This is a genomic window from Bradyrhizobium sp. Ec3.3, from assembly GCF_000472925.1.
Taxonomy (GTDB): Bacteria; Pseudomonadota; Alphaproteobacteria; order Rhizobiales; family Xanthobacteraceae; genus Bradyrhizobium.
Genome location: NZ_AXAS01000025.1, coordinates 13,947 through 26,620, shown reverse-complemented (window position 1 = coordinate 26,620; position 12,674 = coordinate 13,947). Strand labels below are relative to the sequence as shown.

Below are 12,674 nucleotides of genomic sequence, written 5' to 3'. Positions count from 1 at the left end.
TCAGCTTTCCGGAACGAGGAAGATCGCAGCCAGAGGCGGAATGGTCAGGCGGAGCTCCGGCGTCTTGCCGTCAACCGCCTGCACCTCTCCGACGTTCCCGACATTGCTGCCGCCATAGTGAGCGGAGTCGGAATTGAGGACCTCGTGCCATTTGCCGGCGAACGGCACCCGGACGCGGTAGTTGCGATAGACGTTCGGCGAGAAATTCACGATCACGAGACAGCGCGCGCGGGCGTCGAACCCCTTGCGCAGCCAGGCGAACACGTTGCGGTTGGCATCATCAGTAATCAGCCATTCGAAGCCGGCCTGATCGCAATCCATCTGATGCAGCGCTGGCACGGCGCGATAAAGCCGGTTGAGATCGCGGACCAGCGACTGGATGCCGGAATGGTTCTTGTCTTCGAGCAGATGCCAGTCGAGCGACTGGTCGTGATTCCATTCCTTGCCTTGCGCGAACTCGCCGCCCATGAACAGCAGCTTCTTGCCGGGATGGCCGAACATGAAGCCGTAATAGGCGCGCAGGTTCGCAAAGCGCTGCCACTCGTCGCCGGGCATGCGGCCAAGGATCGATCGCTTGCCGTGAACGACCTCGTCGTGTGACAGCGGCAGGATGAAATTTTCCGAGAAGGCGTAGTGCAGGCCGAACAGGATTTCGCCGTGATGGTGCTTGCGGTAGATCGGATCCTTGCTGATGTAGGTCAGCGTGTCGTGCATCCAGCCCATGTTCCACTTGTAGCCGAAACCGAGGCCGCCATATTCGACGGGCCGGGAAACCTGCGGCCAGGCGGTGGATTCCTCCGCGGCGGTCGTGGCCTGCGGAAAGCGCGCGAACACTTCCGTATTGAAGCGCCGCAGGAAAGCGATCGCCTCGATGTTCTCCCGTCCGCCATACTGGTTCGGGATCCAGGCGCCCGCAGGACGGCTGTAATCGAGATAGAGCATCGAGGCGACCGCGTCGACGCGCAGGCCGTCGATGGAGTAGCGCTCCAGCCAGAACAGCGCGTTCGACACCAGGAAGTTCGTCACTTCGGTGCGGCCGTAATTGTAGATCAGCGTGCCCCAGTCGAGATGGCGACCCTGTAGCGGATTGGCATGCTCGTAGAGAGCCGTGCCGTCGAAATGGCCGAGCCCGTGCGGATCGTCGGGGAAATGTCCGGGCACCCAGTCGAGCAGCACGCCGATGCCCTCGCGATGGCAGGCATCGACCAGCGCGGCGAAATCCTCCGGCGAGCCGAAGCGGCTGGTCGGCGCATAGAGGCCGGTCGGCTGGTAGCCCCAGGAGCCGTCAAAGGGATGCTCGCTGACGGGAAGGAATTCGAGATGGGTGAAGCCCATGTCGCGCGCATAGGCCGGAAGCTGCTCGGCGAGCTCGCGATAGGTCAGCCATTCGTTGTCGCCCTTGCGCCGCCAGGAGCCGAGATGCACCTCGTAGATCGACATCGGCGCCGAGAGCGCGTTGATACCTTCGGGCGCCGGCTGTGGGCGCGGCAGATGCGCTTCGTCGAACACGATCGACGCCGTCTTCGGCCGCACTTCGGCGGCAAACGCCAACGGATCGGACTTCAGTGGCAGATTGTGGCCGTGCGGTCCGACCATATCGAACTTGTAGTGATCGCCAGCCTTTGCGTGCGGGATGAACAGCTCCCAGTAGCCGACGCCGCGCACGCGCATCGGGTGGCGCCGCGCGTCCCAGAAATTGAAGTCGCCGACCACACTGACCCGCCGCGCATTGGGCGCCAGCACGACGAAACCGACACCGTCGACGCCGTCGAGCGTCATGGGATGCGCGCCGAGCTTGTCATAGAGCCGCTGATGCGTGCCTTCACCGAGCAGATAGAGATCGAAATCGGTCAGGATCGGCGGAAAGCGATAGGGATCTTCGAGCTCGACGACATTGCCGCCGAACGTCGCGCGCAACTGGTAGCGCTTGGCGCCATTGGGCAGCGCGCCTGCGAACAGACCGGACTCGTGGATGCGGTCGAGCTTCGCCACCTCGCCATGCTCGCCGACTGCCTCGACTTTGGAGGCCTCGGGCAAGAAGGCGCGCACCACGCTTTTGTCGCCCTCGGGATGGAGCCCGAGATAGTGGAAGGGATCGGAGTGGCGCCCCTCGATGATCGCATAGGCTTCGGCAGATAATTTAGGCATGTGCTTCGCTCTCCGCATTGGACAGAATGCGAAGCAGCCCGGTCAGCGGCGCATTGAGCGCCTCCGGCCGGTGCGACAGTTCGTACTCCACCTCATCGAACGATTTATCAAGCAGGAAAAATCTTAACAGGCCGTCCGCCGAATGCGGATCATTTGTCTGCAGGCGCTGGTCGGTCATGGCCTCGCGATAGGCGGTGAGGAACGTCGCCGTGGCGCGCTCACGCCATTCGCCGAGCGCGGTCGCGAGCCGTCCTCGTTCGTCCGCCGCGCCCTTGAGCGCGCGGTCCACCGCCGCGGTCACGGCAAGGTCGATCGAGCAGACGAGGCTCGCGACGTCGCGCGCCGCGGGCGCCTTGCGCCTTCGCTCGGCCAGCGGGAGATGGGGATTGCCATCGAAGTCGATGATGAAGATGTCGTCCTTCACGATCAGAATCTGCCCGAGGCGGAAGTCGCCATGATGACGGATGTTCAACCCGCCGATGTCGGATGGCAATAGCTTCGTGAGCAAGTCGGGAAGGGTCGAACGCCGGTCCATGAGCAGGTCGACCAGCGGGCGATCGGCCTCTCGCAAGCCGTTGCGGCTTTGGGCCAGCGTTTCAAAGGTACGTTCGGCGCGCTGGTGGAGATCCTTGGCCCATTGGGCGACGTGCGCAGAGGTGACCGGCTCGGGCGCGAGATCGGCGCCCTCGGCCCTGGCGAGCGCGATATGCAGCTCAGCCAGGCGCCGGCCGGTCTGGGCGAGATAATGCAGATAGGGCACCTGGTCCTGGTTCTCGCGCGGGGCTTCGCTTGCGGCGAGCAGGCGCTGCTCGTCGATGTAGCGATCCAGATAGCCCGACGTCACCGCCCAACCGTCGCCCTGGTTCTCGACATAGGCATGCACGACGCCGACGGCGCTCCGCCCATTACCTTCCACCAGCTCGGCGCTGCCAAGCAGCGCGGGCGCATTGGCGTACTGGGCGACCTCGGTGAGGTAGTGGCCGAGCTCGATCTCGGGGTTGGTGCCGGTTTCGAGCCGGCGATAGATCTTGGTGACATATCGATTGTCGACCAGCGCGGTGCTGTTGGCCTGCTCGACGGCGCGGATCTGCTCCGGCTGCTTGACGGTGTCCGCACCGAAGCGGCTGGTCGGCTTGAAGTCCAGCCGAAGGTTGTTTTCCTCGACGATCAGGGACTGGCTGAGATTACGCAGGAACAGGCCGATGAAGATCTGGTCGGTCGCGACGTCGAGCAGCGTTCCTTCGCGCGCGCCCTGGCGCACCGCGGCCAGCGCCCTCGGGTTGAAGCGTTCGCGGTCGAAGCGAACCCATTCGATCTGCATCGGCATCACATAGCGCGACGTGACGCCGCGCTGCGTCGCCTCGAAGAATGCGAGCCAGGGCCGGTTGTCGCCGATGTCGCAGAACGGGACCGCCGAAGTCAGGGTCGGCCGGATCTGCGTGGGACTGCGCTCCGGATACCAGCGGGTCCGCGACAAGAATCCCGGCAGCACGTCGCGCTCGAAGACGCCGCGCTCGCGCGCAAGCGAGACCCAGGTCGAGTTGACCGGCACGACCAGCGTCTCGAATTCGGGCACCGCGCGCGGCGTCACCGGCTCGGACTTGTCACGCTCGCGGAGCTGGAACCAGTAGTAGCCGTAAGGCCCCAGCGTAATCATGTAAGGCAGCTCGCCGATCGCAGGGAAGCGCGTGCGGCCAAGCATCTCCTGCGGGACCCGGTCTTTCCACGGCGACAGATCGAGCTCGGTCGCCTGTGCTGCGCGCGAGAGATTGGCGACGCAGAGGATGACCTCGTCGCGATATTGCCGGACATAAGCCAGCACGGAACGGTTGGCCGGTCGTATGAAGGTCATGCTGCCGCGGCCGAAGGCGAGCGTCGACTTGCGCACCGAGATCAGGCGCTTGGTGGCGCTGAGCAGCGAGGAAAGGCTGCGCGACTGCGCCTCCACGTTGACCGCCTCATAGCCGTAGACGGGGTCCATGATCAGCGGCGCGTAGAGGCGTGCCGGGTCGCAGCGCGAGAATCCGCCATTGCGGTCCGGACTCCACTGCATCGGCGTGCGCACGCCGTTGCGGTCGCCGAGATAGATGTTGTCGCCCATGCCGATCTCGTCGCCGTAGTAGATGATCGGCGTGCCCGGGAACGACAGCAGGAGCGAGTTCATCAGCTCGATCTTGCGCCGGTCGTTGTCCATCAGCGGCGCGAGTCGCCGGCGGATGCCGAGATTGATGCGGGCCCGCGGATCGTTGGCATAAGTCGACCACAGATAGTCGCGCTCGACGTCGGTGACCATCTCCAGCGTCAGCTCGTCATGGTTGCGCAGGAACAGCGCCCATTGGCAGCTCTGCGGAATGTCGGGCGTCTGGCGCAGGATATCGGTGATCGGAAAGCGGTCCTCCTGCGCGATCGCCATGTAGATGCGAGGCATCAGCGGGAAGTGATAGGCCATGTGGCATTCGTCGCCGCGGCCGAAATATTCCTGCACGTCCTCCGGCCATTGATTGGCTTCCGCCAGCAGCAGCTTGCCCTTGGAGTAGGCGTCGAGCTCCTGGCGCAGCCGCTTGATGATGGCGTGCGTCTCGGGAAGGTTCTCGTTCGAGGTGCCCTCGCGCTCGCAGAGATAGGGGATTGCATCGAGCCGGAATCCGTCGACGCCGGCGTCGAGCCAGCGCTTCATCACCTGAATGATGGCGCTGACCACCCGCGGATTGTCGAAATTGAGATCAGGCTGGTGTGAGAAGAAGCGGTGCCAGTAGAACGCGCCGGCCTCCGGATCCCAGGTCCAGTTGGATTTCTCGGTATCGGTGAAGATGATCCGCGTACCCTGATATTTCTGGTCGGTATCGCTCCAGACGTACCAGTTGCGGGCGCTCGAGCCGGGCGGGCTGCGGCGGGCGCGTTTGAACCACCTATGCTCGTCGGAGGTGTGGTTGACGACGAGCTCGGTGATCACCCGCAAGCCGCGCCGCTGTGCCTCCTGGATGAAACGCTTGAAATCCTTCATCGTCCCGAAATCGGGATTGACCGAGCCGTAATCGGCGATGTCGTAGCCGTCGTCGCGGCCGGGCGAGGGATAGAACGGCAGTAGCCACAGCGTGGTGACGCCGAGATCCTGCAAATAAGGCAGTCTTTCGGTCAGCCCGGCGAAGTCGCCGATGCCGTCATGATTGCTGTCGGCAAACGCCTTGACGTGGAGCTGGTAGATGATCGCGTCCTTGTACCAGAGCTCGTCCACGACCTCGGCAGCTTCGACCTTCTTCTCGTCAACGGAGGAAAGAACGTTCATGCCGTGGATCCTCACGCCAGGCAGCGGAACAAGAGCGCCGGATCGCGATAGGGATCGATGCGCAGCCGGATTCCGCCCCATTCAATTGCGGACTGCTCGCCGGTGAGAAGGTTCTCAACGCGCGCAATGTGGCGACGTTCCCCGTTCACGCTGGTCGTGACGCCGCCAAGCGGGAGCCAGAACTCGCGCACGTTGGGCGACAGCGCGATGGCCACGAGGACGGTATTGGTATGGTCAATCGACTCCTTGATGAAGGCGATCACGTCGCCATCGTCGATGCCGAGAAAGCGCAAATTCGACGTCTGCTGCAGCGCCTCGTTGTCGCGCCGGATGCGATTGAGCTCGGCGACATAGGACTTGATGTTGCCAGGCCGGTCCCAGTCGCGAACCCTGATCTCGTATTTTTCGGAATCGAGATATTCCTCGAGCCCGGGAACGGCCTGGTGTTCGAGCAGCTCGAAGCCGCTATACATGCCGTAACTGCCGGACAACGTGCCCGCCAACGCGACGCGCGACTTGAACATCCAGGGCTCGCCGCTCTGGAGATGATACGGCAAGACGTCAGGCGTGTTGACGAACAGGTTGGGGCGGCAGAAGTCGCGCTCGGGATAGCCGGTCATCTCAGCCAAATATTGCTCCAGTTCCCATTTTTGCGTTCGCCACGGAAAATAGCTGAAGGACTGGGCGAAGCCGAGCTTGGCGAGTCCCTTCAGCGGTTTCGGCCGGGTGTAGGTCTTGGAGAACAGGATCACCTCGGGATGCTGGCGGCGGATGTCGCGGATCAGCCACTCCCAGAAGCTGAAGGGCGCCGTGTCGTGATTGTCGATCGCAAAGATGGTCACGCCATGGTCGATCCAGAACAGCATGATGTCGCGGAAGGCGTTCCACAATTCGCTTCGGGTCAGGCAGGAGAAATCGGGAACGACGATGTCGGGATAGTCCGCTGTCCGCATCGAGCCGTCTGGCCGCCATTTGAACCATTCCGGATGCTGAGTCAGCCAGGGATGATCGGGCGAACACTGAACGGCGAAATCGAGCGCGAGTTCGACGCCGTATTCCAGACAGGTCGCAACCAGCGCACGGAAATCCTCGATGGTGCCGAGCTCCGGATGCAGTGCGTCGTGGCCACCCTCAGGCGCGCCGATGGCGTAGGGGCAGCCCGGATCGCCTGCAGCGGCGACCGGGGAATTGTTGCGGCCTTTGCGGCGGGTGCGACCGATCGGGTGGATCGGCGTGAAATAAAGCACGTCGAAACCCATCGCGGCGATGTCGGGGACACGGGCGATGCAATCCCTGAGCGTGCCGTGCTGGCCCGTACCCTTGCCCTGGCTGCGCGGCATCATCTGGTACCAGGTGCTGAAGCGTGCCTCCTCGCGGTCGACGATCAGCGGGAAGAGGGGCGAGCGGGTGAGGTCGGGCCGCGACTGGCTGTTGGCCATGGCATCCCTCAGCTCATCCGCCATCAGCGGGGTGATCTCGCCGGTTTGCAGGAAATCCTCGCATTGCCGCAGGATGATCGCGGTGGCTTCATCGTCTGTGCCATGGGACTTGGTCAGGAGGGCCGCGCCCTCGATTGCATCGAGCGTGACATCTGCTCCGGATCGCTGCCTGAGTGTGAGCCCGTGACGCCAGGTTCCGAATTCGTCGGTCCAGGCCTCGATGGCGTAGACATACTGGCCCGGCTCGGGCGGAGTGAACGCGCCGACCCAGCGGTCATTGCCGTGATGGAGCATGGGCGTGCGCTGCCATTCCCGATCCTGCTCGCGGCGCCAGAGCAGTGCGGCGCTGGCCGCGTCGTGGCCGCCGCGGTAGATGTCCGCCCAGACGTCGACGCGCTCGCCTGCGACCCGCTTGACGGGAAAGCGGCCGCCATCGACCAGCGGATAGACGTCTTCAATAAGGAAAGTGCCGCCGGCTGCGACACTCCCGACAGTTTGAATTGTCTTGTTCACGGTGATGCCATTGACAACAAACCAGCGTCTCGTTTCCCTTGCTGGGAACCGACGCTTGGTACCTATATAGAAAGCCTCTTGTGTGTCATTAGTTCCCGTCAGGAACGATAGCCGCTGTCAGCGCGTTAATCTGGACTATCCTATTCCTCCGTCTCACAAAAATGAATGCCGCCCGCTCTTGGTGGCCTGCAAACTGCGTGCCGAATGGATCATTTAGCTGAAGCCGGAACCAAGGGCGTCCAGTCCGAATTCGTGGATGCCTTGGGCAAGCTGCGGGTCACGGCGCCCGATGCCCTCGCGTCGATCCTCAATGCCCTGCCGGAGAAGCGCGCCTACCTCTTCGTCAGCGGTGCTGTCGTGGTTCGCACCGGCCGGCAGTCATGCACCGACCTCACCGAGGCTGCCGAGGCCCCGCTGCGTTGGTCCGTCGCCAATGGCACCGTGCTGGTCGCGCAGGGCGAGGCGCGCGAGCGCGTCATTGTCTGGCCCGACAATCTGCCGTCGGGCTACCATCGGCTGAAACTCGTCGATGCGTCCGGGGCCGAGGAAGAGGTGCCGCTGATCGTGGCGCCCGAGCGCGCTTTCGCCGGTGATTTCGACCGCGGCTGGCTCCTTGCGGTGCAACTCTACAGCGTCCGCTCCGCGCGCAATTGGGGCATCGGCGATTTCACGGACCTGGCCGATCTCGTTGCGCTTGCCAACGAGCTCGGCGCCGATGGCGTCGGCCTCAACCCGCTGCATACGCTGTTCGACGACCGGCCGTCCGATTGCAGCCCCTATTCGCCGAACAGCCGGCTGTTCCTCAATCCGCTCTACATCGACGTCGAGGAGATTCCGGAGTATTCGCCCGAGCTGCTGCCGGAGGCGCGCGCGACCGCGGCATCCTTGCGTGAAGGCGACCGCGTCCGGTATCGCGAGGCAGGGCCACTGAAATGGCGCGGCCTGCGCGCCGCGTTCGAGGCGTTCAAGGCCAAGGCCGGTCCCGGGCGGCGCCAGGCATTCGATGCCTTCCGCCTCGAGCGGGGTCCCCTGTTGTCGCACTTTGCCTGTTTCGAGGTGCTGCGCCATCGCTTCACGGGACGACCGTGGTGGGAATGGCCGTCGGAGTGGCAGCGGCCGGACGAGACGAAATGCGCGGAGCTGCGCACAGGCTCCGATCACGACGAGGTCGAGTTCGTCGAGTTCGTGCAATGGACGGCCGATCGGCAGCTACAGGCGGCCAAGGAGCTCGCAGGCCAGCTCGGCATGAAGGTCGGGCTCTATCTCGACGTCGCCGTCGGCGTGCAGTCCGATGGGTTCGACGCCTGGAACGAGCAGGGCGCAATCTCCCGCCATCTCGCGGTCGGCGCGCCGCCCGATGTGCTGAACACGGTGGGCCAGGATTGGGGCCTCGCCGGCTTCAATGCCGGCGGCCTCGAGGCGCAGTCGTTCGTGCCGTTCGCTGACATGGTGGCCGCCTCGATGCGCCATGCCGGCGCGATCCGGCTCGATCACGTGCTCGGGCTGAAGCGGCTCTACCTCGTGCCGCGCGGTTTCAAGCCGGATAACGGCGCCTATGTGCAGATGCCGTTCGAGGCGCTGCTGGCGGCGGTCGCGCGTGAGAGCGCCGCTCACAAATGTATCGTGATCGGCGAGGACCTCGGCACCGTGCCCGAAGGTTTTCGCGAGACCATGCAGGACTGGGGCATCTGGTCCTATCTCGTGATGATGTTCGAGCGCGATGACGCCGGCCGCTTCCGCAATCTCGATCATTACCGTTCCAACGCGCTGGTCACGTTGAACACGCATGATCTCTGTACCTATGCCGGCTGGCGCTCGTTCAGCGATCTCAAGATGAAGCTCTCGCTCGGGCTCGATCCCGGCGAGAACGAGGAGGCGCGCTGGCACGCCCTCGGGATGCTCGACGAGATCCTGCGCTTCAACTCCATTCAAGCCAATGATCTCTATTCTGTGCTGGCCTTCCTGTCCCGGACGCCATCGCGCCTTCTCGCGGTGTCGCTCGAAGATCTCCTTGGCGTGGTCGACCAGCCCAACATCCCCGGCACGATCGACGAGCACCCCAACTGGCGCCAGCGGCTGCCGGTCGTGCTGGACAAGATTGCGTCGAGCATCGATCGCGCCGCTCTGAAAGCAGCAACGCGGGAGCGCTCGCACCGTTAGAGTCCGGCAACGACAATTTCAGGTGGGTCACACGGAATTGTCACAGAAGATCGAAGACTATGCGCTGATCGGCGATTGCGAGACCGCGGCCCTCGTCGGCCGCGACGGCTCGATCGACTGGCTGTGCTGGCCCGCCTTCGATTCCGACGCCTGCTTTGCTGCGATCCTCGGCACCAGAAGGAACGGGCGCTGGCAGATTGCCCCAAGCGAAGCACTCACGGCCCGCTCCCGCCGCTATCTCGGCAGCACGCTGATCCTTGAGACCCGTTTCGAAACGGCCGGCGGCTCTGTCGCCTTGATCGACTTCATGCCGCTGCGCGGCAAGGCGTCCGACATCGTGCGGCTGGTACGCGGCCTGAAAGGCCGCGTCAAGCTCAGGATGGAGCTCATCATCCGCTTCGGCTTCGGCGTCGATATTCCCTGGGTCAGGCGGACCGAGGATCGATCCGCCGTGCTTGCGATCTGCGGGCAGGACATGACGGTGCTCCGCACGCCCGTTGAGACTCGCGGCGAGGATCTGACCACCGTGGCTGAGTTCGAGGTCAACGCGGGCGAGACAGTTCCGTTCGTGCTGACCTATGGCCCGTCGCATCTCTCGCCGCCCGAGGCGATTGACCCCGAGCGCGCATTCGCGGAGACAGAAGCCTTCTGGAAGGACTGGTGCAGCCACGGCAATCGCGACGGCGAGTATCACGATCTCATCATGCGTTCGCTGATCACGTTGAAGGCGCTGACCTTCGCTCCGACCGGCGGCATCGTCGCGGCGCCCACGACCTCGCTGCCCGAGAAGCTCGGTGGCGCCAGAAACTGGGACTACCGCTTCTGCTGGCTGCGCGATGCGACCTTCACGCTGCTCGCGCTGATGAACTCGGGCTATACCGAGGAAGCATCCGCCTGGCATAGTTGGCTGCTGCGCGCGGCCGCCGGTGCGCCGGACCGCATGCAGATCATGTACGGAATCTGGGGCCAAAGGCGGCTGCTCGAATGGGAGGCGGAATGGCTCGACGGCTATGAGGGCGCGAAGCCGGTTCGCGTCGGTAATGCCGCGCACGCGCAATTGCAGCTCGACGTCTATGGCGAGCTGATCGACGCGCTCCACCAGTCGCGCGTGGCGAAGCTGAAGCTTGACGACCAGAGCTGGGCGCTGGAATGCACCGTGCTTCAGCACCTGGCCGAGGTCTGGGACCATCCCGACCACGGCATCTGGGAGCGGCGCGATAAGCCCAAGCATTACGTCTTCTCGAAGGTGATGACCTGGGTTGCCTTCGACCGTGGTATCAAGAGCGCCGAGACCTTCGGCTTCAAGGCGCCGGTATTGCACTGGTGTACCTTGCGCGATGCCATCCACCGCGATGTATGCCAGAAGGGCTTTGATGCGCAGTTGAACAGCTTCGTCGAATCCTACGGCTCGAAACTGCTCGATGCCAGCTTGCTGTTATTGCCCGCCGTCGGTTTTCTTCCGACAAACGACCCGCGCGTCCGCGGTACCATCGCGGCGGTCGAACAGCACCTGATGCGCGACGGATTTGTGCTGCGGCATGATCCCCGCGAAGTGTCCGAGGAGATCCAGCCGATCGAGGGTGCGTTTCTCGCCTGCAGCCTATGGCTTGCAGACGCCCATGCGCTCGCCGGCGACCTCGACAAGGCGCAAGTTCTGCTCGATCGCGTGGTCGGCATCGCCAACGACGTCGGACTTTTAGCGGAGGAATACGACTCTCTGGCGCGACGCCAGACCGGCAATTTCCCGCAAGCGCTGACCCACATCGCGCTGATCAATACGGCACACAATTTGTCGGCAGCGCGGACGCGCAGCGAGAAGCCGGCGGTGCAGCGGTCGCAGTGACTGCCGTGCCTCCTGTCGAAATTCAGGCTGCAGGCCTTGTCATGCCGGACGTCTGTGGCGCGAGATCCGGGCACAGCACGAGCTTGCCCTCTAGGCCACCGGCTTCGAGGTGTCGGTGCGCCTCGGCAACTTCATCCAGCGAGATCCGCGCGGCAATGCGCGGCTGGATGGCGCCACTGGCCAGCAGAGTGAACAGGCGCTTCAGGTCTTCCGTAAACCATTGAGGATGCTGCAGCCGCATCGCGTTGATCGAGTAGAAGAAGGCACGCCTGCCGCCGGGCAACCACCGCCAGAGATAGAGCCGCGCGATCCACATCAGCATGGTGAGCATCCGTCGCCGATCCTGCACGCCCGCCGAGTAGCCATAGGCGCAGAGCAGACCGCCGCGCTTGAGCGCTGAAAATGATCGGCGATAGCCATCCTCCCCGATGCCATCGAAGACAACATCAAATCCGCCTGGCAGGACGTGCGTGAAATCTTCGCGCTGATAATCAATCGGCCTAGCCCCGAGCTCGCGGATCAGCGCTGCGTGCCTTCCATGGGCTCCGCCCCACAGCTGAAGTCCGGCCATGCTACCGAGTACGAGAAGAGCTTGTCCGACCGCTCCGGCAGCACCATGCACCAGCACGCGCTGCCCCGGTTGCACCCGCGCGGCGCGGTGCAGGAGCTGATATGCTGTCATCCAGCTAAGGATCAGTGCGGCCGCTTGCGCCGAATCTATGCCCACTGGCACGCGGGTCAGGTGGCGCGCCTGGAGCGTGCGATAGGCAGCATTCGATCCGAGCACGGTCATGTCGGCCACACGGTCGCCAAGCTGAAATCCGCTCACGCGATCGCCGAGCTGATCGATTTCCCCAATAACATCGTAGCCCATGACCAGCGGTGGCCGACGGGAGGCGGTTTGCGGGTAGAGATGCCGTCGGATCAGAGTATCGGTGTATTCAAGCCCCGAGGCGAGCACACGGACCCGCACCTCGTCCGCTCCAGCCGTCGGCAGCGGGGCGTCGACGACTTCCAGCTCCTCAGGTCCGCCAAAGCGGCGAAGCTGAACAACGCGGTTGCGCGGTTCGATCACACGCCGATCCCTGCAAACTCAGATTCGAAAACTGCGTCACGAGTATTGCAATTTGATAGTCCGACACCCTCAGGTCTCTTGGAAAGAATCAGCTCGAAATCGGGTCTTGTAATTGATACAGATCAATTCCGCTCGTGGGCCCATACCAGACATCGCGATCGGTCGCTTCAATGGACTTCTCGGCAGCAGAGCGGACGTCTCGGGAATTGC

6 protein-coding genes are annotated in these 12,674 nt (G+C 63.7%); 2 read left to right on the top strand and 4 right to left on the bottom strand.

Features of this window, described 5'->3' with window-relative positions:
* The 3 genes from glgB to YUU_RS0123860 are packed head-to-tail and all read right to left on the bottom strand — an operon-like array spanning position 1 to position 7,386.
* Positions 1 to 2,148: a 1,4-alpha-glucan branching protein GlgB gene (glgB, locus tag YUU_RS0123870; RefSeq protein WP_027524668.1), complete on the bottom strand. Its 2,148-nt coding sequence runs from the start codon at positions 2,146 to 2,148 to the stop codon at positions 1 to 3.
* Complete coding sequence (gene treS / locus YUU_RS0123865) at positions 2,141 to 5,434, bottom strand: maltose alpha-D-glucosyltransferase (RefSeq protein ID WP_027524667.1); 3,294 nt, start codon at positions 5,432 to 5,434, stop codon at positions 2,141 to 2,143. Before treS ends, glgB begins: the two co-directional genes overlap by 8 nt.
* 11 nt (positions 5,435 to 5,445) lie before the next feature.
* On the bottom strand, positions 5,446 to 7,386 hold the full coding sequence (locus YUU_RS0123860; RefSeq protein WP_027524666.1) for a maltotransferase domain-containing protein: 1,941 nt from the start codon (positions 7,384 to 7,386) through the stop codon (positions 5,446 to 5,448).
* Positions 7,387 to 7,590: 204 nt separating this feature from the next.
* Between YUU_RS0123860 and malQ the strand changes: the two genes are divergently transcribed.
* Together malQ and YUU_RS0123850 are read left to right on the top strand one after the other, a co-directional pair.
* Positions 7,591 to 9,546 (top strand): 4-alpha-glucanotransferase, encoded by a 1,956-nt coding sequence (gene malQ / locus YUU_RS0123855; RefSeq protein ID WP_027524665.1) that lies wholly within the window; start codon positions 7,591 to 7,593, stop codon positions 9,544 to 9,546.
* Between the two features lie 37 nt (positions 9,547 to 9,583).
* On the top strand, positions 9,584 to 11,389 hold the full coding sequence (locus YUU_RS0123850; RefSeq protein WP_027524664.1) for a glycoside hydrolase family 15 protein: 1,806 nt from the start codon (positions 9,584 to 9,586) through the stop codon (positions 11,387 to 11,389).
* Positions 11,390 to 11,411: 22 nt separating this feature from the next.
* Here YUU_RS0123850 and YUU_RS0123845 read toward each other — a convergent pair whose 3' ends face one another.
* Positions 11,412 to 12,464: a medium chain dehydrogenase/reductase family protein gene (locus YUU_RS0123845; protein ID WP_027524663.1), complete on the bottom strand. Its 1,053-nt coding sequence runs from the start codon at positions 12,462 to 12,464 to the stop codon at positions 11,412 to 11,414.
* Between the last annotated feature and the right edge of the window lie 210 nt (positions 12,465 to 12,674).